At 47.7% G+C, this 23,463-nt stretch carries 26 protein-coding genes and 1 pseudogene; 11 read left to right on the top strand and 16 right to left on the bottom strand.

Translation table 11 applies throughout. From position 1 onward, the window contains the following. Window positions 1-1,239: carbohydrate porin (locus tag H6F51_18610; GenBank protein MBD1824483.1), on the top strand; the 1,239-nt coding region annotated here is incomplete at its 5' end. Between the two features lie 219 nt (window positions 1,240-1,458). Further along, window positions 1,459-1,653, top strand: coding sequence for a DUF2795 domain-containing protein (locus H6F51_18615; GenBank protein ID MBD1824484.1), 195 nt, complete (start codon window positions 1,459-1,461; stop codon window positions 1,651-1,653). Between the two features lie 128 nt (window positions 1,654-1,781). On the opposite strand, the gene H6F51_18620 is transcribed toward H6F51_18615, so the two are convergent. After that, the gene (locus H6F51_18620; protein MBD1824485.1) at window positions 1,782-1,982 is read right to left on the bottom strand and encodes a high light inducible protein; all 201 of its coding nucleotides are present in this window, start codon (window positions 1,980-1,982) and stop codon (window positions 1,782-1,784) included. A 503-nt stretch (window positions 1,983-2,485) separates the two neighbouring features. Here H6F51_18620 and H6F51_18625 point away from each other — a divergent pair. Continuing rightward, window positions 2,486-2,815, top strand: a complete 330-nt coding sequence (locus tag H6F51_18625) for an STAS domain-containing protein (GenBank protein ID MBD1824486.1) — start codon at window positions 2,486-2,488, stop codon at window positions 2,813-2,815. A 55-nt stretch (window positions 2,816-2,870) separates the two neighbouring features. Here the strand turns inward: H6F51_18625 and H6F51_18630 are convergent, their stop codons facing one another. The 3 genes from H6F51_18630 to smpB all read right to left on the bottom strand — a co-directional run bounded on the left by H6F51_18630 (window position 2,871) and on the right by smpB (window position 7,277). Then, window positions 2,871-3,719 (bottom strand): alpha/beta hydrolase, encoded by an 849-nt coding sequence (locus tag H6F51_18630; protein ID MBD1824487.1) that lies wholly within the window; start codon window positions 3,717-3,719, stop codon window positions 2,871-2,873. Further along, entirely contained in the window at window positions 3,716-6,676 is a 2,961-nt protein-coding gene (uvrA, locus tag H6F51_18635) for an excinuclease ABC subunit UvrA (GenBank protein MBD1824488.1), read from the bottom strand. The genes H6F51_18630 and uvrA overlap by 4 nt, the downstream gene beginning before the upstream one ends. Before the next feature lie 133 nt (window positions 6,677-6,809). Next, entirely contained in the window at window positions 6,810-7,277 is a 468-nt protein-coding gene (gene smpB, locus H6F51_18640) for an SsrA-binding protein SmpB (protein MBD1824489.1), read from the bottom strand. Window positions 7,278-7,818: 541 nt separating this feature from the next. On the opposite strand from smpB, the gene H6F51_18645 reads away from it, so the two are divergent. Continuing rightward, a complete protein-coding gene (locus H6F51_18645; GenBank protein ID MBD1824490.1) occupies window positions 7,819-9,405 on the top strand; it encodes an ammonium transporter in 1,587 nt (528 codons plus the stop codon). A gap of 345 nt (window positions 9,406-9,750) precedes the next feature. After that, complete coding sequence (locus H6F51_18650) at window positions 9,751-11,157, top strand: ammonium transporter (GenBank protein MBD1824491.1); 1,407 nt, start codon at window positions 9,751-9,753, stop codon at window positions 11,155-11,157. Between the two features lie 61 nt (window positions 11,158-11,218). Here the strand turns inward: H6F51_18650 and H6F51_18655 are convergent, their stop codons facing one another. Next, a complete protein-coding gene (locus H6F51_18655) occupies window positions 11,219-11,374 on the bottom strand; it encodes a hypothetical protein (GenBank protein ID MBD1824492.1) in 156 nt (51 codons plus the stop codon). Between the two features lie 64 nt (window positions 11,375-11,438). After that, a complete protein-coding gene (gene petN, locus H6F51_18660) occupies window positions 11,439-11,528 on the bottom strand; it encodes a cytochrome b6-f complex subunit PetN (GenBank protein MBD1824493.1) in 90 nt (29 codons plus the stop codon). A 78-nt stretch (window positions 11,529-11,606) separates the two neighbouring features. On the opposite strand from petN, the gene H6F51_18665 reads away from it, so the two are divergent. Then, window positions 11,607-12,035 (top strand): hypothetical protein, encoded by a 429-nt coding sequence (locus H6F51_18665; GenBank protein ID MBD1824494.1) that lies wholly within the window; start codon window positions 11,607-11,609, stop codon window positions 12,033-12,035. On the opposite strand, the gene H6F51_18670 is transcribed toward H6F51_18665, so the two are convergent. After that, window positions 12,025-12,711 carry an SDR family oxidoreductase gene (locus tag H6F51_18670; protein ID MBD1824495.1) on the bottom strand — a complete coding sequence of 229 codons (687 nt, stop codon included), beginning with the start codon at window positions 12,709-12,711 and terminating at the stop codon, window positions 12,025-12,027. The genes H6F51_18665 and H6F51_18670 overlap by 11 nt on opposite strands. A 170-nt stretch (window positions 12,712-12,881) precedes the next feature. Here H6F51_18670 and H6F51_18675 point away from each other — a divergent pair, with 170 nt between their 5' ends. Further along, window positions 12,882-13,262: a hypothetical protein gene (locus tag H6F51_18675; GenBank protein ID MBD1824496.1), complete on the top strand. Its 381-nt coding sequence runs from the start codon at window positions 12,882-12,884 to the stop codon at window positions 13,260-13,262. A gap of 333 nt (window positions 13,263-13,595) precedes the next feature. Here H6F51_18675 and H6F51_18680 read toward each other — a convergent pair. After that, a pseudogene (locus tag H6F51_18680) lies at window positions 13,596-13,900 on the bottom strand (hydroxylamine reductase). A gap of 208 nt (window positions 13,901-14,108) precedes the next feature. Between H6F51_18680 and H6F51_18685 the strand changes: the two are divergent. After that, window positions 14,109-14,786 carry a Crp/Fnr family transcriptional regulator gene (locus tag H6F51_18685; GenBank protein ID MBD1824497.1) on the top strand — a complete coding sequence of 226 codons (678 nt, stop codon included), beginning with the start codon at window positions 14,109-14,111 and terminating at the stop codon, window positions 14,784-14,786. A 71-nt stretch (window positions 14,787-14,857) separates the two neighbouring features. Here H6F51_18685 and H6F51_18690 read toward each other — a convergent pair whose 3' ends face one another. The 4 genes from H6F51_18690 to H6F51_18705 all read right to left on the bottom strand — a co-directional run bounded on the left by H6F51_18690 (window position 14,858) and on the right by H6F51_18705 (window position 18,347). Continuing rightward, complete coding sequence (locus H6F51_18690) at window positions 14,858-15,175, bottom strand: hypothetical protein (GenBank protein MBD1824498.1); 318 nt, start codon at window positions 15,173-15,175, stop codon at window positions 14,858-14,860. Window positions 15,176-15,502: 327 nt separating this feature from the next. Then, window positions 15,503-16,243 carry a hypothetical protein gene (locus H6F51_18695; GenBank protein MBD1824499.1) on the bottom strand — a complete coding sequence of 247 codons (741 nt, stop codon included), beginning with the start codon at window positions 16,241-16,243 and terminating at the stop codon, window positions 15,503-15,505. Beyond that, the gene (locus tag H6F51_18700; protein MBD1824500.1) at window positions 16,240-17,445 is read right to left on the bottom strand and encodes a 4-hydroxy-3-methylbut-2-enyl diphosphate reductase; all 1,206 of its coding nucleotides are present in this window, start codon (window positions 17,443-17,445) and stop codon (window positions 16,240-16,242) included. The genes H6F51_18695 and H6F51_18700 overlap by 4 nt, the downstream gene beginning before the upstream one ends. Before the next feature lie 71 nt (window positions 17,446-17,516). Continuing rightward, window positions 17,517-18,347, bottom strand: coding sequence for a lysophospholipase (locus H6F51_18705; protein ID MBD1824501.1), 831 nt, complete (start codon window positions 18,345-18,347; stop codon window positions 17,517-17,519). A 165-nt stretch (window positions 18,348-18,512) separates the two neighbouring features. On the opposite strand from H6F51_18705, the gene H6F51_18710 reads away from it, so the two are divergent. Next, complete coding sequence (locus tag H6F51_18710; protein MBD1824502.1) at window positions 18,513-19,499, top strand: ATP-binding cassette domain-containing protein; 987 nt, start codon at window positions 18,513-18,515, stop codon at window positions 19,497-19,499. Here H6F51_18710 and H6F51_18715 read toward each other — a convergent pair. Genes H6F51_18715 through H6F51_18725 form a run of 3 tightly spaced genes read right to left on the bottom strand, consistent with a single transcriptional unit; the run spans window position 19,492 to window position 21,515 of the window. Beyond that, window positions 19,492-20,094, bottom strand: a complete 603-nt coding sequence (locus H6F51_18715; protein MBD1824503.1) for a transglutaminase family protein — start codon at window positions 20,092-20,094, stop codon at window positions 19,492-19,494. The two genes, H6F51_18710 and H6F51_18715, sit on opposite strands and share 8 nt — an antisense overlap. Before the next feature lie 8 nt (window positions 20,095-20,102). Then, window positions 20,103-20,561, bottom strand: a complete 459-nt coding sequence (locus H6F51_18720) for a DUF3531 family protein (GenBank protein ID MBD1824504.1) — start codon at window positions 20,559-20,561, stop codon at window positions 20,103-20,105. 42 nt (window positions 20,562-20,603) lie between these two features. Then, a complete protein-coding gene (locus tag H6F51_18725; GenBank protein MBD1824505.1) occupies window positions 20,604-21,515 on the bottom strand; it encodes a tetratricopeptide repeat protein in 912 nt (303 codons plus the stop codon). A 137-nt stretch (window positions 21,516-21,652) separates the two neighbouring features. On the opposite strand from H6F51_18725, the gene H6F51_18730 reads away from it, so the two are divergent. Continuing rightward, a complete protein-coding gene (locus H6F51_18730; GenBank protein ID MBD1824506.1) occupies window positions 21,653-22,318 on the top strand; it encodes an energy-coupling factor ABC transporter ATP-binding protein in 666 nt (221 codons plus the stop codon). Beyond that, complete coding sequence (gene rsmG, locus H6F51_18735) at window positions 22,312-23,034, top strand: 16S rRNA (guanine(527)-N(7))-methyltransferase RsmG (GenBank protein ID MBD1824507.1); 723 nt, start codon at window positions 22,312-22,314, stop codon at window positions 23,032-23,034. The genes H6F51_18730 and rsmG overlap by 7 nt, the downstream gene beginning before the upstream one ends. Here the strand turns inward: rsmG and H6F51_18740 are convergent. After that, window positions 23,031-23,393 carry a hypothetical protein gene (locus tag H6F51_18740; protein MBD1824508.1) on the bottom strand — a complete coding sequence of 121 codons (363 nt, stop codon included), beginning with the start codon at window positions 23,391-23,393 and terminating at the stop codon, window positions 23,031-23,033. The genes rsmG and H6F51_18740 overlap by 4 nt on opposite strands. Window positions 23,394-23,463: the final 70 nt, after the last annotated feature.

Below are 23,463 nucleotides of genomic sequence, written 5' to 3' on the forward strand. Positions count from 1 at the left end.
TTGGCAACGCTGCAAAAGCTGCAAGAGCAGTTTGCGGCAGAGTTAGCCACACTGCGAGGACGAGTGGATGCACTCGAAGCACGCACCACGACCTTAGAGAAGCAGCAGTTCTCGACCACAACCAAGCTTGCGGGTGAAGGCATCTTCGCGATCACCGATGAGTTTGGCGTTCGTGGAACGGGTGGAAACAATACGGTGTTCCAAAACCGAGTCCGTTTAGCGCTCAACACCAGCTTTACCGGGAAAGACTTGCTCGTTACCCGGATTGCGGCTGGTAATGCGAACTTATTTGCAGCGCCTGCAGGCAGTGGCGCTGAAGGTATTCAAACCTTCAATTTTGGCAACACGGGCGGCAACCAAGCATTCATTGACTGGGTTGCTTACTACTTCCCAGTTGGCGAAAACCTGAGATTCTACGTTCCGGCAGTGAGCGGTCTTCACTATGACTACGCTCCGACGATCAGCCCTGCTTTAGATGCGGCTGATGGTGGTACAGGTCCGCTTTCCGTCTTTGCTCAGCGCAACCCAATCTACTTGATTGGTGGTGGTAGTGGTATCGGTGCAACCTTCAACCTCAACAACACCTTCCAAGTCAGCGCAGGTTACCTAGCTGATAACTCGACTGGAAGCCAAGTAACCTTTGGTGCAAATAATCCCGCATCAAGAGCTGGTCTTTTCAATGGAAGCTATAGTGCTCTGGCTCAGTTAACCTTTAACGCGAGTGATGCACTGCAAATCGGGTTAACCTATGTTAACGCTTACCGTCAAGGTGCAATTTTTGACGGCGGTTCGGCACTGGCTTCTTCTGGTACCTCGCTCGCCAACCGCAACATTCTGGGGTCAGGCGCTTCGCAAGTTAACGCTTATGGTGCTTCGATCGCCTTCAAGCTCAGCCCCAACATCGTGCTGAACGCTTTTGGTTCCTACATCAATGCAAATTTTGTGGATGATGGTCAGGGCGAGAAAGACATCTGGACATATGGAGCAGGCTTGGCGTTCCCTGATTTCGGTAAGAAAGGCAATCTGCTGGGATTTGTGGCTGGTGTAGAGCCTTACGTGGGTAATCCAGGTGGCGGTTTACGGAATGATATTCCTCTGCACTTTGAAGGATTCTACAAGTACCAACTGAACGACAACATCTCGATTACTCCGGGTGTGATCTGGATTGTGAATCCAGGACAAAACGAAAACAATGATGACATTGTGATCGGAACCATTAGAACGACCTTCACGTTCTAGTCTGGGCTGAGAGCATCGCTTGTAATTCAACGCGATGCCTTTTGCTTCAATCGTATATTTGGCTCAGTTTAGTAAGCCTCATGTTAAGCCCTGTCCATTTGGCAGGGCTTTTGTTTTGCCTCATACAGCAGGTAGAGATTGAGACGAAACCCTAGAACGAAGTTTTATGAGTAAATCAACGCTATTCTTTCAGGGTCAAGGCGGATTTGGAGAATAGCTATGGCAAAGGTGAACCCGATCGAAGTACAGAAGCATCTCAAGGGACTCGACTACCCAGCGACTAAAGAAGATGTGATCAAACACGCAGAGAAAAATGGTGCAGATGAAGAGTTAAAAGCGCTTCTAAACGATCTGCCTGATGAGGAATTTGAAAAGCCAACGGATGTCAACAAAGCGATCGGACAGGTTGGATAGTCTATCGCTTTAAAGGCAACAAAGCGCTGTACCTTATTCTCAAAGATGCAGCGCTTTAGGCTTGGAAAACACAAATCTGGGTGTAAAGGCTGTTGCCCTTTACACCCAGATTTTTATTCTGATTATTATTAGCCAACCAGGTGCAGCAAGTCGCGCACAACACTATAACCAGCTAAATCCCAAAGAAGGTATGCGAGAAAACCAATCATTGCAAACCGACCATTCCATAGCTCGGCTTGGGGTGTCCAGCCGAAAAGAAAGGCGTTGCGATCTTTTCCATTGTAGGCAGTCGAGATAGGTAAATCAGTCGTACTGGGAGGAGTTTGCATATCTAAAATTCCAAACGCTTCATATTTCTTATAGTAGTGGTTGATTTGCTATTAGCTGTCCGCCTATGGAGATAAAACGTTTCCTTCCTTGGGTGGAGATAGAGAGTATTCTCAATTTATTCAGATTCGAGTAATTTTAATTGCGTAGATTACGTCAAATCGAGGGCAATTTGATAGAAAAGCCGCAATTCAAAAGTAGTGAGTTGTAGATTTCAATAAGACAGAAATAGGAAAATTTTCATCAATTTAGAAATCGTATTCATCACTACGATCGTTTCCCCTAACTCACTGTAAAGTTAGGTGGCAAGAGCGATGACGATCTAGATCGTGAGCTAGTAACTTTTAGCTACATCCTGAGATAGAGGTAAGAGCAGAAATCGAACGCTACATTAATGAGACCGTAAATTACATTTTGTAGTATTCTCTTGCGCCTAGCGTCTATTTAGCTGGGATTTGCCTTTCTATCATCGTTTAGTAATTAGTTAGTAATCAGGTTGTGGGGTATGGAATTATCAACTAGAACGATTCAGTTCCCAGAAACGCTAGATGACGCGGCGATTGCACAGTTTCACGAACATGCCGAGCTTGCAATTCATTCGGATGCAGCCGTTGTGCTTGTTGACTTTGCCAACGTTGAGTTTATGAGCAGTCCTGGTTTAATGGCTTTAGTGATTGTGTTTAAGCGATCGCGGGAAGCAAATAAACCGATGCTCTTACGCTCTATCAACGAGCGCGTCAGAATGTTGCTGGAACTTACCGGAATGGAAGAAGTGTTTGAGATTATCGAAAGCTCAGTTGAGGAAAGCGAACCGCTCCTTACTGCTTCTAGATAGGAAACCTATTAAAAATATAAAAACCGGATCTAGCTTCTTAGATCCGGTTTTTTGTTTAAATAAATTCGCGGATATATTGATTGACTAACTCCGGCTGCTCCTGTTGCACCCAGTGGCTACAGTTTGGAATATAGCGAATTTGAAAATCTCTCACGTATTGCTCGGTTCCATAAGTCAACTCTTTGCCTAGGGCTGTATCTTTTTCTCCCCAAATCATTAGGGTTGGTACGTCTAGAATGCCCCAATTCTTTCCAACGATTCCAGACTGAAATGCGTTGCGATAGTAATTAATTGCTGAAGTCAGAGCACCTCGTTTTGCCATTGCGTCTTTATAGCGATCGAGATCTGCTTGACTAAATGCATTCTTATTCACTGCCATTCCTAGAAACGCATTTTCTAACGCTTTATAGTCGTCTAGCTGAATTAAAAGTTCGGGCAAAATGGGGAGCTGAAAGAAGAAGATATACGAGCTTTTTAGAAGCTGTTGCGGCGTTGTTAATCCCTGAGCAAATTTAGCTGGGTGGGGGAGATTCAAGATGATTAACTGATTGAGCAAGTTCGGATAAGTGTAAGCAAAATTCCAGGCGATCGCCCCTCCCCAGTCATGTCCAACTAACGTGCAGCGATCGTATCCCAATCCTTCGATTACACCTTTTACGTCTGCGACGAATTCAGACATTTTGTAGGCTGCTTTTGCCGTGGGTTTATCGCTATCGTTGTAGCCTCGCAGATCAATTGCAACTACTTTATGATCTTTGGCGAACTCTGGGATTTGATGCCGCCACGAATACCAAAACTCAGGAAAACCGTGCAGAAATAAGATTAAATCCCCCTGTCCTTGAGTGACGTAATGTAGGTTAATTCCATTGACGTGAATGCGATCGTGCGTCCAAGTTTCGATCATGATCCTGCGGGATATTGTTGTAGAACTTGTTGAAGGTACTGACCCGTGTAAGAACGGGAATTTTTGACTATTTCTTCTGGTGTCCCAACTGCAACAATTTCGCCGCCACGATCGCCGCCTTCAGGTCCTAAATCAACAATCCAATCTGAGCACCGAATTACATCTAAATTGTGTTCGATCACCAAAACCGAATTACCCTTATCGACTAATCGCTGAATCACATCCAGAAGTTTGTGAACATCGTAGAACGATAAACCTGTGGTGGGTTCATCAATTAGATAGAGTGTTTTTCCGGTGGCGCGGCGAGAAAGCTCGGTGGCAAGTTTGACGCGCTGCGCTTCTCCACCCGATAAAGTCGGAGCGGTTTGTCCCAAACGCATATAGCCCAGGCCTACATCGACTAAAGTTTGCAGGCGATTCGCGGCTTGGGGAATGTTCTTGAAGAATTCCGCTCCTTCTTCAACGGTCATACTTAGGACATCGGCGATCGATTTTCCTTTGAATTTCACCTGCAAGGTTTCTCGGTTGTACCGTGCCCCTTTGCATACGTCACATTGCACATACACATCCGGTAAAAAGTTCATCTCGATCACATTCACGCCCTGACCGCTGCAGGCTTCACAGCGTCCGCCTTTGACATTGAAGGAGAATTGACCAGGCTTATAGCCTCTAGCTTTCGCCTCGATCGTTTCGGCAAACACATCGCGAACCACATCAAAAACACCCGTATAGGTCGCGGGATTCGATCTCGGAGTGCGTCCAATTGGGGATTGATCGATGACGATCGCTTTATCCAGGGCATCGAGCCCTTTGACGGGCTGCATTTCTTTGGGTTGAGGAACCTTTTGCCCAAAGTGATGCTGAATGGCGGGATAAAGCAATTCGTTGATTAGCGTAGATTTACCAGAACCCGAAACGCCTGTGACGCAAACCAATCTGCCGAGCGGGATTTCAACATTGACATTTTTGAGGTTGTTACGGTTGGCGCTGCGGATCAAGAGCGATCGACCATTGCCTTCTCGCCGTTCGGCGGGTGTTTGAATCGATCGCCGACCAGACAGATAGGCACCTGTTAGCGATTCTTCTGAATTCAAGAGGGTTTCAAAATCACCTTGGGCAACAATTCGCCCACCATGTACACCCGCGCCTGGGCCAATATCGACTAAATGATCAGCAGCACGAATGGTTTCTTCGTCGTGTTCAACCACGATTAGCGTATTTCCAAGATCCCGCAGTTTAGTCAACGTATTGAGCAATCGGGTGTTATCGCGCTGGTGTAGCCCGATGCTTGGTTCATCTAGAACGTACAGAACGCCTGTGAGACCTGCGCCAATTTGGGTGGCCAGTCGAATGCGCTGAGCTTCACCGCCAGAAAGCGTCATCGCGGTACGATCGAGGGTCAAATAGTCCAATCCCACATCCAGAAGAAACTGCAATCTCGCTTTGATTTCTCGCAGGACAAGATCGCCGATTTGAGCTTGACGATCGCTCAGTTCTAAGTTCTCAACTCGATCCAAGCATTCTCGAATCGAAACGCCCGTAAACTGATGAATTCGATATTGCCCTAAACGAACGGCAAGAGATTCCGGTTTTAAGCGTTTTCCGCCACAAACATCACAGGCTTGATCAATCAAGTATTGCTCTAATTTCTGCTTGTACAGGTCAGAATTGGCTTCTTGATATTGGCGATCGAGCAACGGAATCGCGCCTTCATATCGACGGTGATAGCCTTTGTTTTCTCGATAGCGCGAATCGACTTCGATCCAAATCGGATCTTTGGAACCATACAGCATGACGTGCTGCTGCTCTGGAGTGAGTTGACTCCAGGGGGTTTGAATATCAAAGCCGTAAGCTTCGGCAACGCTGCAAATCAGCGATAAGTAATAAGTATTATCTTTGTCTGACCAGGGTGCGATCGATGCATAAACCGGAAGATTCGGATTCGGAATAATCAGTTCGGGTGAGAAAGTTCGATGGCTGCCAATCCCATGACAGTTTGGGCACGCCCCATAGGGTGAGTTGAACGAGAATAAGCGGGGAGAAAGTTCCTCCATCACTGCCCCGTGTTCTGGACAGGCGAAATTCTCGGAAAAAACAAGTTCTGAAGGCTGATCTTCAGAATTTTCATCACGCATCAAATCAACTACGGCAATTCCACCCGATCGCTTCAAGCAGGTGGTTAACGAATCGCTGAGGCGTTCTTGAATATCGTCTTTTTTTACCAAGCGATCGACCACAACTTCGATCGTATGCAACTGGTTTTTATCTAGCTCGATCGAGTCGCTTAACTCTCTTACTTCGCCATCGATCCGAACTCGCACAAAACCTTCTGCTGCAAGTCCCGAAATTAGCTTACGATGCGTTCCTTTCTTCCCTCGAACCACAGGTGCGAGAACTTGAAAGCGGGCTCGATCCGGTAGCTCCATGATTCGATCGACCATTTGATCGATCGTTTGAGGGGCAATGGAACGATCGCAAATCGGGCAGTGCGGCGTACCTGCGCGACCGTAGAGCAATCGTAAGTAATCGTAGATTTCAGTTACCGTTCCAACGGTCGATCGCGGATTATGCGAAGTCGATTTTTGATCGATCGAAATTGCCGGACTTAAGCCTTCGATCGCATCAACATCGGGCTTATCCACTTGTCCTAAAAACTGCCGAGCATAGGCACTCAGCGACTCCACATAGCGCCGCTGCCCTTCTGCAAAAATTGTGTCAAACGCTAGAGAAGATTTCCCTGATCCTGAAACTCCGGTAAAGACAATTAGACGATCGCGGGGTAGTTCTAGATCGACGTTCTTCAAATTATGCTGACGTGCACCTCGAACCCGAATCGAGTTCAGCGAAACGATTTTTCTTGCAGGATTTTTCAATCCGTTCGATTCGATTTCGGCTCCTGAATCAGGACTTAATACCGGAGAATCAGAGCTTTTAGATTGGCTAACACGCTTTGGCATTCGGAGGGCGCAGAAATAGTCCTTAACGATTCTATCGCTCTGATTCACGATCGAGTTGATTTGTACTCAGGATCGACCCTGTGAATTAGTTAATGTTTTGCGGGTGAGGCACGATCGCAAGTAGAAACTTAGGCTATCGATTCTTCATCGCTCGCTGCATATCACGCTGATCGTCACGCCGCTTAGAGTCTTCCCGCTTGTCATACAGCTTCTTACCCCGAACCAGTGCTAGATCCACTTTGACCCAGCCCCGTTTCAAGTACATCTTCAGTGGAACCAGCGTTAACCCTTGCTGCTCTACCTTTCCAACCAGCTTACGGATTTCGTCGCGCCGCAATAATAGCTTGCGAGTGCGAACAGGATCATGGTTAAAAACCTGGCTCGCCGTTTTGTGCGGTGAAATATGAACGTTATGTAGAAAAACTTCGCCATTACGAACAAGCGCGAACCCGTCTCGTAAGTTGACCCGACCTTCACGGATCGACTTCACCTCAGTTCCCGCAAGCTCAATTCCCGTCTCGTAGGTTTCCAGAATTTCGTACTGAAACCTCGCTTGACGGTTATCACTAACGATTTTAATGGCTTCATTCTTCTCACTCATAATCTCTACTCTAGCGTAGTTAATTCGGTCTGAAGCTAAAAAAATCGCCTAACTCAAGCGCAAAAGCACGATGAGCCAGGCGAATTACTCAAGGAGACGAAGCAATTTAATACAAAAATACTATACACGCATATTCTTTCAATAGCAAATTCAAGTAGGGTTCAGCTCTGACCCAAAGCAAAAATAACGGTAGCTAGAGTGCGATTCAGATAATTTCAGCAGCATTTTGTGATTTCCGATACAGATTGAACGTACCTAATCAACGAGATTTGACAATATCTCAAGGATCTACGCCTTTGGGTATACCGTCTGTCTCAGGTCTACACAATTGGAATCTAACTTCACTTCGGCTGTAGACAGACATCGAAAAACTGGCTCATTCATTGCAAGTCTGTCAGTGCTGAATTTGAAGAGTTCTGGGATTCGGGAATTACATCTCCAACTTTAGGGGTTCTTCTGCTGAGCAAGATGGGTCATTCCACGCTTTGTTTAGTTGTCGCCGATTTCGGCTTTGTCGCATTCATCTAGGAAATCTTCTGTCATGGTGTCAAGAGCATCGTTGAAGCAAAAAATGCAAATTCGCAGGAAAAAGCCTGCACTGTTGAAATCTTGGGAGGCACTGGTTCGCACCGTCAGCCAGCTTGCTCCAAGTTGGCAAATGTCAATTCCACTCACGGTCGCGATCGTTGGACTCTGGAGCTACGCGGCTGTTGCCCAAACCCCACCCACCCTCGAAAGCGTTGCTGCTGCAAACGCTGAGCTGAAAATCGGTCTCGATACGATGTGGGTGATGATTGCGGGCTTCCTGGTGTTCTTTATGAACGCAGGTTTCTGTATGTTGGAAACCGGAATGTGCCGCCAAAAGAACGCAGTCAACGTTTTGGCGAAGAACCTAATCGTCTTTGCCCTCTCGACCGTCGCATTTTGGGCGATCGGGTTCGGCTTGATGTTTAGTGACGGAAATGGTTATCTCGGCACAAGCGGCGGATTTTTCCTCACGGGTGCTGACAACAGCCCTGCGATGACGGCTGATTACAAAGGAGTTTTCTCCGCCTTGAACTGGGCAGGCGTTCCTCTGGCAGCAAAATTCTTCTTCCAATTAGTGTTTGCTGGAACCGCAGCAACGATCGTCTCTGGTGCAGTGGCTGAGCGGATTAAGTTTGTCGACTTTTTGATCTTTAGCTTGTTGTTGGTTGGAATCGCTTACCCGATTACAGGCCACTGGATCTGGGGCGGCGGCTGGCTGTACAAGCTCGGATTCTTCGATTTCGCAGGTTCGACTGTGGTTCACGCCGTTGGCGGTTGGGCGGCTCTGATGGGGGCTGCATTCTTAGGTGCAAGAATTGGCAAATACAATGCTGATGGCTCTGCCAATGCAATCCCGCCTCACAACATGAGTATTGCCACCTTGGGCGCATTGATTCTCTGGCTCGGTTGGTTCGGATTTAACCCTGGTTCGACCATGAGCGTGGGTAATGGCTCTCTGATTGGTCACATTGCATTGACCACAAATACGGGCGGTGCATTTGGTGCGATCGCAGCCACGCTCGTCGCTTGGGCAGTTCTCGGTAAGCCTGATTTATCGATGGTGATCAACGGTCTACTGGCTGGTTTGGTTGCAGTGACTGCATCTTGTGCCTTCATCACCGTTCCTTCGGCAGCGATTATCGGTGCGATCGGTGGAATTTTGGTGGTGTTCGCGGTTGGATACCTCGACAAGTTGAAGATCGATGATCCGGTGGGTGCGATCGCAGTTCACTTGGTCAATGGTATTTGGGGAACTCTAGCACTCGGTCTATTTGCAGTGGGTCCTAGCGATCAACCTGGCGCACTGTATGCTGCTGGTCCCACAGCAGGTTTGCTGTTCGGCGGTGGATTGAATCAGCTTTGGATTCAGTTCCTGGGAACGATTTCCGTTGCTGGCTTCACAGTTCTGGTCTCCAGTATTTTCTGGATTCTGCTGAAGTCTACGCTTGGAATTCGTGTAACTGCTGAAGAAGAGCTTGAAGGATTGGATATCGGTGAGCATGGAATGGAAGCCTATGCTGGATTTGCGAAAGAAAGTTCTTTCGGTGCAGCGAGCAGCTATCCTAGCAATGCCTCGGATGCAGCGACGAAGTATCAATAAGCTGATCGATTTCCTCTAATTTCATCACTCGCAAAACACTCCTGAGATTTTCAGGAGTGTTCTTTTTTTCGGATTGTTGGAAGCAGAATTGAAATTTAGGAACTTCATAGATTCTTTCAATAAACGTCTGCCTTAGCAATGATATCGACGGTCTATCAGTAGCAAAACGCTTTTTTGTAAGATCTACGAAAGCAAATTTGTATTCATGGCTACAAAACTGCAGTCATGAAACTGGTGCAATTCTATACTATTCATCAGATTTTTCAATTGAGTTGACGAATCTGAGAGATTAACTCCCCTCTTCATTTAGCGTTAAAGGGTCAAAAGTCAGTGTTGAAAAAAACAATGTGGTTGGCGCTAGCAGTCTTAGCGCTATCAGTTCTTCCATTTGTAGGTAGTGCCCTTGCCGAGCCGGCAACGGCTGAATCTGCTCAGAAAGCGGCGGATCAGGCAATTATTCAAGGCGATACGGCGTTTATGTTAGTGTCAGCCGCGCTAGTGCTGCTGATGACTCCGGGATTAGCGTTTTTCTATGGTGGATTTGTCCGATCGCGCAACGTCCTCAATACGATGATGATGAGCTTCATTCTCATGGGAATTGTGGGCGTGTCCTGGATTCTGTGGGGCTATAGCCTCTCATTTGCACCGGGAACTCCGTTTATCGGCGGTTTGCAGTGGTTGTTCTTGAACGGTGTTGGGTTGGAAACAACTGGATATTTACAAGGTAGCCAGCCAGATGCCGTGGTTTCGTATGCTGCGACAATTCCGCATCAGTTGTTCATGATTTATCAGGCAATGTTCGCGATTATTACACCCGCGCTGATTTCGGGTGCGATCGTTGAGCGAATGAGCTTTAAGGCTTACTTCTGGTTTATCGTGCTGTGGTCGAGCATTCTCTATCCGATTTTTGCTCACATGGTTTGGGCAAAAGGTGGATTTTTAGGACTGTACGGCGGCATGGGTGCATTGGACTTTGCAGGTGGAACGGTGGTTCACATCAGTTCAGGTGTGTCTGCGCTCGTGGCAGCTTGGGTGTTGGGCCCTCGAAAAACGTTTCCGAATCAGCCTGCTGCACCACATAACGTACCTTACATTCTGTTGGGTGCTGGATTGCTGTGGTTTGGTTGGTTTGGCTTCAACGGTGGAAGTGCTTTAGCTTCTGGCGCATTGGCGACAGTTGCCTTTGTCGCGACGACAACATCGGCATCGGCGGGGGGTTTGGCCTGGGTCATTTTGGAGTGGGTGCTGCGTGGAAAACCGACCGCAGTCGGAATTGCAACCGGTGCAGTTGCAGGATTGGTCGGCATCACTCCGGCAGCAGGATTTGTAACCCCAGTTGCAGCAATTCTGATTGGAGCAATTACCGCGACGGCTTGTTTCTTTGCCGTAAGTTTGAAGGCGAAACTTCAGTTTGATGACTCGCTCGATACGTTTCCGGTTCACGGGGTTGGCGGAACGGTAGGCGCGGTTTTAGCTGGAGTCTTTGCAACGAAAACAGTGAACGCGGCAGGAGCAGATGGGCTGCTGTATGGCAATCCAGGCCAGTTAATCACGCAGATTCAAGCAGTTGCAATTTCCTATGTACTTGCTGCGATCGGTACATATGTAATTCTGAAAGGGCTACAAGCAGTCTTTGGAACGCTACGGGTTCAACCTGATGCTGAATATCAAGGCGTGGATGTGAACGAACATGGTGAAGAAGGTTACGGTGAAGAACTCGCTTCCGGCTTCACGATGAGTCGAGTTGAATAACAAGTTTAAAGCGGTGAATCTATCTAAAAGGCTCCAAGGTCAATACCCTGGAGCCTTTTGATTAGCGGCGTTTGGTGGATTTGGTAGAGAGTTTTTCTTGTTCGCGGCGACGACGATCGCGCCAGTCCGCCAGCGTTAAGTAAATAACTCCCCCAGTCACGGTAAGGAGAAGGCCAAACGCGACGAGTACCAGTGTGTTAAAAACTGTGAATTCCACGGTGATTTCAGAAAATGAAAATATTGCTGCCCATAGCGGTTAGGCTACGGGCGAAAATTCAATGCTAGAAGCCGTTCCGACCCCAAACGACCATTGCGATCGAAAAGGTGAAAACGGATAAAAGCGCGACCCAGCCTAGTGACAAAATATCCATAATGAAAGCGATCGGTACAAAGGGTGATACATCTAATAATAAGGCAAAAGGGGTTAGGGGCTAGGATCTAGAGGAGTTATGCAGCACCTGAGATTGAGTTGGGAAGAACGGGTGGAGTCGCTTAAAGCGGGAGTGCTTTCGGCGGGTTCGGTAACGCTAATTTTTCCGCTAATTGCTCTGTTTAATGATTTCTTAGCGAGTCGATATGCCAGCCCAGTGATGAATTATTGGGTCAGTGGGGCGATCGTTCTGTTTGCAGGATTTTTGTTTGGAGTGACGTACCGCTACATTATTCGGGAAGACCAAAACTCACACCTCAAATCGGGCGCGGTTCTAGCTTTTGGATTAGTGCGGGGATTGGCGCAGGTTGAACTGGGGATTGCAACTCAAAGTAGTTGGGTTTCGATCGTCAGCTTTGCCGTTGAAAGTATTTTGCTATTTGCGATCGCTCGGTTGGTTCTCGATGGCGGAATGGCGCTCGGCTGGATTGGTCGATTTAAGGGGTGAATTCTGTGATTTCGGTTGGGGTGAATAACTGATTGCGATCGAGCGCAGAGAGAATTTTTCCATCGGCGCGATCGCTTATCAGACAACGGCATACTAATTCAGCCACATCTGCTCGATGAATTGAGCCAGAAATTTTCGGATCTTCGGTTAGAAATCCGGTTCCGGTTGGCGGTTCTGATTTCAAACCACCGGGACGGACGATCGTATAAGTTAAACCACTCTCGATTAAATGCTGTTCTGCTTTCTCTTTTTCCTTTAAAACGGCTCCCAATGCTTCAAGAGCGCGAGGCGGTAAAGCAACTACACTTTCACCGCTACCGATTGAAGTCACTAACACAAACTTTTTCACGCCTGCTTTGACTGCTGCATCAACTAGATTTCGATTGCCTTCAAAATCAGCGCGTTTTCCTTCTGCGGGTAATCCGCCGATCGTACTAATCACGGCATCGATTTGGCGATTTGCAAAGGCTGCTTCGAGTTGCTCAGGATTCATCGCATCGCCGATCGTAGTTTCAATGCCTAACGCTTCAAGTTCAGTCACGGCGGCATCAGAACGTAACAAGGCAATTACGGTAAAATTCGGCTGGAGCAGTCGAGCAATTTCACGCCCTACACCGCGACTTGCACCCGCAACTAATACTGTCTGAAGGTTCCCACCCGTTACACTTTGCAGCATTTTAATCAGCCTTTTGGTGAATCATCTATGATTCAAGAATAAGCTGCATACAGGGGCATTTTACACATACGGGAATCAGATCTTTTGACAGTCGAGGAAGCCGCCCTAAAGGTTTGGCGAAATCTGTTCCAATAGAGAAAGCATCGATCGCTCCAATAGAGGACACTGCTGTGAATCAGAATCAACTGTATAACCTACAACTCGGCATTAACGGATTTGGACGACTGCTGACGTTCATTGGATTCGCACTTCTATTGAGCGCAGTGGGTCTGGGCTGGTTGGTGAAATCATTTCTATTTGTGTTGGTGCTATTGATCGTTGCGCCGATCGTTGGGATCTTCGTGTTTCAGTGGTGGGTGAGAAGAAATATCGTGCAGGCGGATTGTCCGGTGTGTGGTGCAGAGTTGACCGGATTTAATCAGGCGCAGATGCAGTGTTCTAACTGTGGTGAACCGTTGCAGGCGGAAAAAGGCAAGTTTAAGCGGATGACTCCTTCGGGCACGATCGATGTGGAAGCGGTGGAAGTTGCAGCGCAAGTGGTAGATGATTAGTGCTGTAGTGCGATCGTTCTCCTAAGGTATATAGCTTCTGACAAAGCTCAGTATTGTTGCTGAAAAAATAAGCTTGTTCGTTGCGACAACAACCTCATTCGTAACGACAGGGATAGTTGTGGTCACGAATGCTGCGGTTTTCACGAAGAATGAATTTGCATTCGCCACGACAGCTATCACTGTCGTGGTTTCGGGGTTAGAAGATATGACGATCGGGCTATCAGATACAGCGAACGAGTTCTAATTCGTGATTTCGGGGAAAATCGACAGGGTTTAATTTTCTTTGGGAAGCGCGATCGTGCCTTCAGTCTAAAGCACGATCGCATCTGTTCTCTAGCCTTGACCCAGACAAGCCGCTAAGTCTGCAGCCGGAGTCGTAATTGCTTTTAGACGATAATTATCCGAAAGCAACTTCAACGCATTTGGCGAGAGGAACACTGGCAGAGTTGGGCCTAAGCGAATATCTTGAATTCCAAAATGCAGTAGGGTGAGTAAGACCGCTACCGCTTTTGCTCGTACCAAGACAGAATCATCGAGAGCGGTAATTGATTCACATCGACCTTGAACGCATTCGCAAGCGCGATCGCAATTTGAATCGCAGAGTAAGCATCATTACATTGTCCAATGTCTAACAAGCGATGACATCCTTGGCTGCTTGCTGTCTGTTCGCATTGTTCGCAAAACATCATCTGCTCTTCTAATAATCTTCCTGTACTCCAGGCAAGCTAAGTGGCGAACACTTTGACTTAGATCAAGAAATCAAGCTAAGGCAGCAATCTTTAGCTTCTCTTCCACTTTCCCGACAAAAAGAACCATCAGCTAGACTCAAGAGAAAAGCTCAATTTCATGAACTCTTCCTTACTTGAATTCCTGAGTCAAACGATGATTTTTCAGGGATTACCAGCAGAGCAATTAGCTGAACTTGCAGGTTGCTCGATCGCGCAATCCTATAAAAAAGGTGAAATTCTGTTTCACCAAGGAGACGAAGGAAGCGGATTTTTTATTGTGCAATCGGGTCGTGTCAAAGTGTTTAAGCTATCTGCCGAGGGCAAAGAACAAATCCTGCACATCTTCGGTAAGGGGGATCATTTTGCTGAAGTGCCAGCATTAGATGGGGAATGTTTTCCTGCCTCAGCCGCAACCCTTGAAAAGACAGATGTTTTATTCTTTCCACGTCAGGCTTTTCTGCAATTACTAGAACAGCGCCCGACGCTGGCGATCAATCTATTGAAAAGTTTTGCGCGTCATCTGCGGATGTTTTCGCATCTTGTCGATAATTTGGCATTGCGAGAAGTTCCAGCACGACTTGCCAGTTATTTGCTTGATTTGAGTGAGCAAGCGAACAAGGCTGATCTTGTCGATCTTGATCTCCCCAAAGGACAATTGGCGGCGAGACTCGGCACCATTCCTGAAACGCTTTCCCGAATGTTTGCCAAACTCGGTCGAGAAGGCTTGATTGAAATTGAGGGCAGCAAGGTTAAGCTGCTCGATCGTGTCCGATTGAATCAACTCGCGGGTCGGTAAATATGTAAAAAGGTGGAAGCCATTCAACTTCCACCTTTTTCGATTCATTTTCGATTCAATTGAGGAACACTCTAAGCTTCTTCAGAGTCTAATTGAGCAAACACAATTGCGCAGCCAACGAACGCCATTACTAAAGGCATCGGAGAGGCGACCGCAAATCCCAATGCAGCAGCGATTCCAGTTCCCGCGATCGCGCCTAAACTCCAGACGCGCTCATCGTTGCTCAGACCTTTCTCGGCTTTGATCGTATGTAAAACCGTTGTTGGAATTGGCACAGGCATCACAGAGTTTGGAGGAAACGCCCAATAACTCGATTGTTCTCTAAACCAATCTGTCCAGCCGTTCGTCTGACACCAATCCGCAATCCATTGTTCGCAATAGTGATTCATACTGAGTCCGAAATCAAGTGGGTTCAAAAATTGAGGGCTAAAAAGGAGCTGTCGGTGCTCGACAGCTTGAATTTTGCACGCGGTTCTAGAATTTATGAGAAAGCCGCAATTCGTTTAACAGCGAGTTTTGCTCTCGCAACGGACTTTTCGTGAAAAGGGTCAGAAGAATTCCAATTGCTGTACGGGTTGACAGCCCATCCGCTTATCTATCGTGAGAATAGCAAAGTCTCTCTTGTCTTTCTAGTTTAAGAAATCAAAGTTTACTTTGACACCGAGTGGTTATTATCTGTAACAATCGCAGCAGAATTTCGATTTATTTGAGTTTAATTAGGAATTTGTGGAAACGGATTCGCCCAAAGGTGAGAATTCTAGACGGTAACGATATAGCGCAATAGGCGTATTTCTAGCTTTGAAGTAATCGGGATCTTGCGGTGATAGATAGATTGCTGTGATTTGATCAGCAACAATCGCAGAAGTTTGATTGTTTAAGTATTTATACGCGGTTGTGGTTTCAACCTGATTCAAATAAGGTTGCGCCGTTCCTCGAAAGACTTGCTGAAACAGTTCGCTCGTAATGAATTGATCAGGTGTGAGGGTTTCGCTCGCTCTGCCTGTAATGGTGGAAGTCAAAATGCGATCGTCCCTTAGAATTGTGATTTGTTTGTTGGGAGAATCAGGATCAACTTTGACCGAGAGAACCGCACGATCGCCCAGATAGGCTTTTGCAATATTCAAGCCATTGAATGCGCGATCGGCAGTGACTTCTTTCTGTTTTGTAAATCGAACATCGAACTCGATCGGCTGATTTACATAAGTGCGATTACTCTCAAACCCAGGCGTGACAATTTCGGGAGCGAGTGGCGCAACGAGATCGATTAGTGTACTTTTAACGTGCCAAGTTCCAGCAATCCAGTTGGGATAGATTAGATCTCCGGTAGCACGATCAACGGGCGGTTTATTGTGCCAATCGGGAAATGCGGAAACGCGATCGGACAAGGCACCCGCCCAGACCGGACTCGCCCACCAGAAGCTTAAAAGCCAAATCAAGACCCAAATCAAGCGCTTCATGCAAGCACAACCGCTTTGAGTTCAAAGATTCGCTCGATAATGTCTGCGACCACTTTATCGGGGGTTGAGGCTCCAGAGGTAATGCCGACGACAATCTCGCCACTGGGGAGCCAATTTTCTGCGATCGTCAAGTCCTGATGTAATGGCTTGTGTTCGATCTCAGTCCGGGACTTAATCCGCTCGACGCTATCAATGTGATACGAGGGAATCTTGTAATCGATCGCAATTTCTTGCAGATGCGTTGTATTCGAGGAGTTATACCCACCAATCACAATCATGAGGTCGATCTTCTCTTTCACTAGATCGAACATTGCATCTTGGCGCTCTTGGGTTGCATCGCAAATGGTGTTGAAGCTGAGAAAATGCTCATTCAATTCATTCGGCGGATATTTCTTCAGCATCGTATGTTCAAACAATTTACCAATTTGCTCAGTTTCGCCTTTGAGCATCGTGGTTTGGTTGGCAATGCCAATTTGAGCTAAATCCTGATCGGGGTCAAATCCAGCCGAACAAGCTTTGCTGAATTTTGCTAGGAATGCGTCACGATCGCCGCCGTTCAGAATATAGTCCGCAACATATTGGGCTTCAGCCAGATTCAGCACAATCAGATACTTACCTGCAAACGAACTCGTTGCTAGAGTTTCTTCGTGATTGTATTTGCCGTGAATAATCGAGGTATAAGCCCGCTTTTTGTGCTTCTCAACGGTGTTCCAGACTTTTGAAACCCAAGGGCAAGTCGTATCAACGATCGTACAGCCGCGATCGTTAAGAAGCTGCATTTCTTGAACACTCGCACCGAACGCAGGCAAAATTACCACATCGCCTTTTGCGATTTCGGAAAAATCCTTCTGCCCGTTGATGACCGGAATAAACAGGACATTCATCTCGCGCAAGCGCTGATTGACCGAGGGATTGTGAATGATCTCGTTAGTGATCCAAATTCGCTCAGTTGGAAAATGCTGACGGGTTTCGTAAGCCATCGCGACTGCCCGTTCAACGCCCCAACAAAAGCCGAATGCCTGCGCTAATCGAATCGTGACATCGCCCCGTTTCAGCGTATAAGCCCGATCGCGAATTTCCTGAATCAAATCGCTTTGATATTCAGACTGCATCGCGGTTGCGACTTCCGCACCATGTCCGAATCCTTTGCGGTGATAGTTCTCAGAATGATTGAGCGATAGCTTAAACGCCTTGGTATCCATGTCCGCCTTCCGATACGCCTACGTTTTTGATCATAAACTGCTTAGCGACTTTAAAAGAAGGTGAGAACGCGTTAACGGTATGCAAATTGATTAAAGGTCTGAATTGCCGATCGCCACACCAAATAGCCCTGCGTACTTAGGTGCAGTCCATCGGTTGTTAGCTCTGAGCGTAAGAATCCTTCATTGTCAGAGAAAAGCGGTTGCAGATTGAGAAATTCCACGCGAGTTTGCTTCGCTAACTGAGCAAGGCGACGATTAAATTGATAAATGCGATCGTTCGAGAGCGCTTCTACTTGGGTTGCATTGGCTGCGGTGATCGAATCTTTGGCGCGAGGAAGGAGCGACTGCATGACGATCGTCGATTTCGGGTGCGATTTCTTTAACTGTTTAATAATGTCTTCCTGAGCTTCTAAAACCTCTTCCTCCGATCGACCTCTGAGCAGATCATTGACACCGACCATGACAAAGATAGTTTTGGGCTTCGCTTGAGCAAATAGATCTAATCGCTTCGCCAGTCCGGTTGAAGTCTCACCAGAAATTCCTTGATTTAGCCAAGTGTAATCGGTTGGAAGCAGCTCTTGAGGAAACCAAAGTGTAAGTGAATCGCCTGCCAGCACGATTAAGCGATCGGGCTTTCTTTTAATCGTCGCTTTGGCTTCTTTCTCCAGCAAATCGACCCAATCTTGATAAGTCAGGGATCGACCCGATGACATAGAGGCAGCTTGCGCGACGATTTCGGGTTTTTCCACGGCTTTGGCAGCCATTGAAGTGCGTGAAGACGGAGGATTCAGCAGCGTTTCGGTGAAATAGCGATCGCCCAGAAACCACAATCCTAACGTTGTACCCAAAACAATATTCGTGACGACGGAAAGATAAACCCAGCCCGGAACTGACTTAGACATTGCCTGCGACGATTTGCGTAAACACTGTGGGATCTTATACTCCAGAATCAGCCACACAATGCAAAATTTCTTCGGGCAGATGTGTGATCGAGATGAGCTGAATTAATCTCTAGAATTGAAATAGCAAGAATCTCTTAAGATTCAACTCTTCATTCTTCGTCCCTCATGTCTACCATTACCGTCGATCGCCTCACTAAAATTTATCCTGTCGCTATCAAGGAAGCAGGGTTCAAGGGAACAGTAACGCATTTTTTCAAGCGCACCTATCGCCAAGTCAAGGCGGTACAAGATGTTTCATTCCAAATCGAACCCGGCGAAGTGGTGGGATTTCTCGGTGCGAATGGAGCCGGGAAGACGACAACGCTAAAAATGCTAACCGGATTGATTCATCCATCTTCAGGAAAAGTCACCGTTGCGGGACACGTTCCGTTTGAGCGACGATCGGCTTTCTTGAAAAAAATTACGCTGGTGATGGGACAAAAGCAGCAGTTGATTTGGGATCTGCCTGCGGCTGACTCGCTCAAAATTAATGCAGCCGTTTATGGAATTAGCGATCGCACCTTGCAAACCCGAATTGGTGAATTGTCAGAAATGCTCTCGCTGCATGGCAAATTAAATCAACCTGTTCGTAAACTCTCGCTGGGTGAACGAATGAAAGCGGAATTACTCGCCGCATTACTGCATCAGCCACAAGTTTTGTTTCTCGATGAGCCGACTTTAGGGCTGGATGTGAATGCCCAAGTTGCGGTGCGTGAATTTTTGAAGGAGTATAACGATCGCTATCGTGCCACTGTCTTACTTACGAGTCATTACATGGCAGATATCACTGCTTTATGTGAACGAGTTTTGATGATCCACCATGGGCAGCTTATTTATGATGGCAGTCTTGCTGGACTGGTGGATCGGTTCTCTCCCTGCCGTGAAGTCAAAGTCGAATTCAATCACACCTACACTGAGGCTGAACTCTCGGCATACGGGTATGTTCGGGAAGTCGAGAAGCAATCGGTTCGATTTTTGGTGCAGCAGGAAGATTTGACGCAGACGATCGCGAAAATTCTCGCGGAGTTGCAAGTCGCGGATTTAACCGTGACTGATCCGCCGATCGAAGAAGTGATCGGGCGCGTTTTCCAAGCTGGATCAGTTGCTACTTAAGTAAACCGAACTTTTCCGCATCTTCCAAAGAAATATCTGGAAGATAACACAGCATTTTGTCCCAAGTGCTTTGAGATTGCAGAGCGTCTACAACAACTTGCAACGGCTCTGGAAGTATTGCTTGAAAGTCTGCTTCTTCATCCAGCTGAGTTTTGAACGCTAATTTTTCTTGAGGGGGTGTGAACTGGGCATCCACGCCTTCTCGATTTCCCCTAGCATCCACACGATACCAGCCAACTCCTGACAGATAAACTGCATTGAATCCGTGCAAGCAGTAAGGCGCACCTTTGTCATCGATGCTCAATCGCTGATAGCAGAATCCGGCTGGAATGCCATGCGATCGTAGCAATGCTGCTAAAAGATGGCTTTTGGCGTAGCAATATCCGGTTTTGTGCAACAGGACATCAGAAGCTCGACAGGTGACAGGATTCATCCGATAGTCGTAGCTGTGCCGAATCTGATCTCGAACCCACTCAAAGCAAGCTTTTGCAACGGCTTTGGGAGTTTGATGCTGTGCTGCGATCGTCTTGCTCAGCCTCAGGATTTCCGGATGTTGCCAGTCAATGATCTCGGTAGATGCGAGGTATTCTTCCATACCGATCGCTAATTTCGCTGATTATCCATCACGAAACCGGGTTCAGCGCTTCCCGGAACGCGCCAATCTTCGTTCTCGCCGCCGATGATTAGGGAATCGATCGTCACAAAATCCTTGCTCAACTGTTGCAGTGAATTGACCAGAATGTCGATCGCGATCGCATCACTGGTTCCCAAATCAAACCAGCAGCGTCCCCAGTTGCTTTCATACTCGAAGTCACTCATATTGTGCATCACTGCCATCATGCTGTCGCCTGCGATGCTTTCGTCATACTCCATATGGCTAATCTCTAGCCCCATGTCTTGCACTTGCAGATTTTCCGCATTAAAGCCGCCTAGCTTACCGAGGAAAAACCAGGAGCTAAACACTTCTTCAACATACTGCTTCTCCATCTCAGAAGGCACAGTATTAAACTCAATCCAAAACCAAACGTTAAACGGATCAAACTCTCGAAACTCAATACGCATAAAAAAAGTCAGGCAGATGGTAAAAGTTGCCTGACTTCTATTTTATCGTCCGTTTGTCCGCTGTTGTGCGCCGCGCAATTCTCTTTGAATCTGTTGAACGGTTGCGACTGGGAGTTGATCTTTCTTGCTCAGCGCTTTCTGAAACAGAGGAATGCTGTCGCTATGTCGCTGACTCCGCACCAGAATTTGCGCCTTCAGGTAGCTCAACTCAGGGTTATCCGGCGCTTTGCTCAACGCTCGATCGACGGCTTGCAGGGCACGATCAAACTGTTTTAAATCTCGATATCCAAGGGCTAACCCACGATCGGCAACATAGCGGGGCTGGGCGTTTTGTTCGAGCCGCGCGATCGCCTCGGTCGGACTCGATAACGGTAAATTTAGGTTGGTAGACAGCGTTAGATCGATCAAGCCTTTAATTAAATTGACTTCGGGATCTTTGGGGTCAATGCGTTCTGCGGCATCGAGATAGCGAAACGCTTGCTGAAGATTGCCCAAAATCTGAGGAATGCCGCGAACGGTTCCTTGTGTCGCGGCGATGTATCCGCCTTCTAAAATTGTGCCTGCGGCTTGATAGAGATTACCCCGTAGCGGATCAGTTTTAGATAATTGCTCTGCAACGGTACGAGTTTGAGTCGCGTAGGTTTTGAAATCGTTGAGCAAGGCTTGTTTACGCTGTGGGTCAGCTTCACCTTGGAAATTGATGTAGGTGATGAAACCCTTGAGCGCAAAAGAGAGCGGCTCATTTTGATCCGACTGATTCAGTAATTTCTGCGCTTCTGTGTAATTGCCTTTCTCGAAGATGGCGCGAAACGCGGCTTCAGTACGATCGCTAATCGGACGCGAATTGCTTGTTCTAAACGGATCTTTCGCTAGCGACGGACTCGCGAGCATTCCAATCATCAGCGCGACGGTACTCGCTTGCTGAGCCAGCCGACCAGACAGCCACTTCACCATAACTTTGATTTGTTTTGACGCATCGGATTCGAGAGACGATTTTACGCGATCGCAAGTTCCGCGCTCATCTTTCTACGTGGGCAACCTGACCGAATGAACACAGGTTAAACTGAGGATTGCCCTAACGGTTTGACTTCATGCTGTATTTGCGCGATTTGTCCTATCATCCGACTGCGACTCCGGAGCCGATTCTAAAATCAGTCAATCTCGAGGTTGCGCCTCAGCAGTTGAGTTTAATCGTAGGCCCGAGCGGTTCTGGAAAAAGTACGCTGCTGGAGATTTTGGCAGGACTCGCAGAACATACAAGCGGAGAAATCTTCTGGCGCGAGCAGGAATTAAACTTTCTGAATATGCAGCAGTTGTGCGGATTGGTGTTTCAGTTTCCAGAGCGGCATTTCTGCGGCGGCACGATTTTAGAGGAGTTGCGGTTGGGGCACCCGGAGTTGAGTTCCGATCGCATTCACGAAGCCTTACGCGAAGTCAGTTTAGATCATCTGCCGCTTTCGATGGCTCCTCATGCGCTCAGTGGTGGACAGCAGCGACGATTGGCATTAGCGGTTCAGTTGATTCGGCAACCCAGCATTCTTTTACTCGATGAACCGACCGCAGGGCTGGATTGGTCGATTCGGCGGCAGCTTGTGAAACTGCTGGCAAAACTGAAAACACACTGGAGTTTGCTGGTTGTGTCGCATGATGCGGGCGACATGTTGGAGATTGCCGATCGTTGCTGGTCGCTGCGTCACGGTGAACTCAAAGAAGTCAAACCCGAAGAGCTTAGACGGTTGGAGCGGGTTGGATGTTAATAGCGTTACCAGAAATGACGGATTTATGGCGATCGACCACCCAATGGAGTCCGAGTGAATTCCAGCGATCGCAGTTTCAGCAGTTTTATGAGTTAGTGATCAAAGGCAATCAGCAGCAGAATTTAACTCGCATTACCGAGCCAGCAGATTTTTGGGAGAAGCATTTGTGGGATTCGCTGCGGGGCGTGTTTCCAAAAGCCACCCAGGCAAATTTAAGCGCGATCGATATTGGCACCGGGGCTGGCTTTCCGGGCATTCCGATGGCGATCGCTCGTCCCGACTGGCAAATCACGCTGCTCGATTCGACGCGCAAAAAAGTGACCTTTCTGCAAGACAGTACGAAAGCCCTGCAACTCAGCAATGTGAGATCGATCATCGATCGCGTTGAGCAAATTGGGCAATCTTCTGGACATCGAGAGAAGTACGATGTGGCAACCATTCGTGCTGTGGCTGCTGCTTCGGTCTGCGCGGAATATGCTTTACCCTTGCTGAAAGCGGGTGGATTAGCGGTGCTGTATCGGGGGCAATGGACAGAAGAGGAAGCGATCGCCCTCGATCAAGCGGTGAAAAAATTAGGCGGAGTGGTGGAAGAATGCGATCGCTTTGAAACTCCGTTGACGCATGGGGTTCGACACTGCCTGTATCTGCGTAAAACGTCCCCTACGCCGTCCGAATTTCCAAGAGCGATCGGCATTCCGGCTCAAGACCCGCTCTAAGCCTCGGTTTCAGCTTCAGACGATTCTGCATCGGCTGGAATCTCAGGCTCAGGTTTTGCCGCAGAGGGCTTCGGCGGTCTGGGGCCTCGCATCAAGGCAGGATTGATCGGCGGTGCATCCTTCTTGTCGTCGGACTTCTTGCCGCGATCGTTGCGTTTGCCGCGCTTTTCTCTTTCGGCGGGTTTAGCATCATCTCTGGGGGCATCGCCTTTCTTCGCGGGACGGGGTGCGGACGAAGGCTTGAATCCGTCTGGAAGAGCGGCGGAACTCTCAGTTGGGGACTGATCGGGTGATGCTGAAGTTGCGTCTTCGGCGCTTTTTGCGAGGCGCTCAGACTTTTTAATGGGTCGCTCTACCACAGTGAATCCTTGTAAAGAACGTCCATATTTTAGCGTGCGAGTGAGCGCGTAAAGCTTTGATGTTCTGGCT

This window comes from Cyanobacteria bacterium FACHB-DQ100 (assembly GCA_014695195.1).
Taxonomy (GTDB): domain Bacteria; phylum Cyanobacteriota; class Cyanobacteriia; order Leptolyngbyales; family Leptolyngbyaceae; genus Leptolyngbya.

Excerpts from the sequence above, each read along its gene's own strand:
- H6F51_18615 (MBD1824484.1), top strand. The coding sequence starts at position 1,459 with ATGGCAAAGGTGAACCCGATCGAAGTACAGAAGCATCTCAAGGGACTC.
- H6F51_18620 (MBD1824485.1), bottom strand. The coding sequence starts at position 1,982 with ATGCAAACTCCTCCCAGTACGACTGATTTACCTATCTCGACTGCCTAC.
- H6F51_18625 (MBD1824486.1), top strand. The coding sequence starts at position 2,486 with ATGGAATTATCAACTAGAACGATTCAGTTCCCAGAAACGCTAGATGAC.
- H6F51_18630 (MBD1824487.1), bottom strand. The coding sequence starts at position 3,719 with ATGATCGAAACTTGGACGCACGATCGCATTCACGTCAATGGAATTAAC.
- uvrA (MBD1824488.1), bottom strand. The coding sequence starts at position 6,676 with ATGCCAAAGCGTGTTAGCCAATCTAAAAGCTCTGATTCTCCGGTATTA.
- smpB (MBD1824489.1), bottom strand. The coding sequence starts at position 7,277 with ATGAGTGAGAAGAATGAAGCCATTAAAATCGTTAGTGATAACCGTCAA.
- H6F51_18645 (MBD1824490.1), top strand. The coding sequence starts at position 7,819 with ATGGTGTCAAGAGCATCGTTGAAGCAAAAAATGCAAATTCGCAGGAAA.
- H6F51_18650 (MBD1824491.1), top strand. The coding sequence starts at position 9,751 with ATGTGGTTGGCGCTAGCAGTCTTAGCGCTATCAGTTCTTCCATTTGTA.
- petN (MBD1824493.1), bottom strand. The coding sequence starts at position 11,528 with ATGGATATTTTGTCACTAGGCTGGGTCGCGCTTTTATCCGTTTTCACC.
- H6F51_18665 (MBD1824494.1), top strand. The coding sequence starts at position 11,607 with ATGCAGCACCTGAGATTGAGTTGGGAAGAACGGGTGGAGTCGCTTAAA.
- H6F51_18670 (MBD1824495.1), bottom strand. The coding sequence starts at position 12,711 with ATGCTGCAAAGTGTAACGGGTGGGAACCTTCAGACAGTATTAGTTGCG.
- H6F51_18685 (MBD1824497.1), top strand. The coding sequence starts at position 14,109 with ATGAACTCTTCCTTACTTGAATTCCTGAGTCAAACGATGATTTTTCAG.
- H6F51_18690 (MBD1824498.1), bottom strand. The coding sequence starts at position 15,175 with ATGAATCACTATTGCGAACAATGGATTGCGGATTGGTGTCAGACGAAC.
- H6F51_18695 (MBD1824499.1), bottom strand. The coding sequence starts at position 16,243 with ATGAAGCGCTTGATTTGGGTCTTGATTTGGCTTTTAAGCTTCTGGTGG.
- H6F51_18700 (MBD1824500.1), bottom strand. The coding sequence starts at position 17,445 with ATGGATACCAAGGCGTTTAAGCTATCGCTCAATCATTCTGAGAACTAT.
- H6F51_18705 (MBD1824501.1), bottom strand. The coding sequence starts at position 18,347 with ATGTCTAAGTCAGTTCCGGGCTGGGTTTATCTTTCCGTCGTCACGAAT.
- H6F51_18710 (MBD1824502.1), top strand. The coding sequence starts at position 18,513 with ATGTCTACCATTACCGTCGATCGCCTCACTAAAATTTATCCTGTCGCT.
- H6F51_18715 (MBD1824503.1), bottom strand. The coding sequence starts at position 20,094 with ATGGAAGAATACCTCGCATCTACCGAGATCATTGACTGGCAACATCCG.
- H6F51_18720 (MBD1824504.1), bottom strand. The coding sequence starts at position 20,561 with ATGCGTATTGAGTTTCGAGAGTTTGATCCGTTTAACGTTTGGTTTTGG.
- H6F51_18725 (MBD1824505.1), bottom strand. The coding sequence starts at position 21,515 with ATGGTGAAGTGGCTGTCTGGTCGGCTGGCTCAGCAAGCGAGTACCGTC.
- H6F51_18730 (MBD1824506.1), top strand. The coding sequence starts at position 21,653 with ATGCTGTATTTGCGCGATTTGTCCTATCATCCGACTGCGACTCCGGAG.
- rsmG (MBD1824507.1), top strand. The coding sequence starts at position 22,312 with ATGTTAATAGCGTTACCAGAAATGACGGATTTATGGCGATCGACCACC.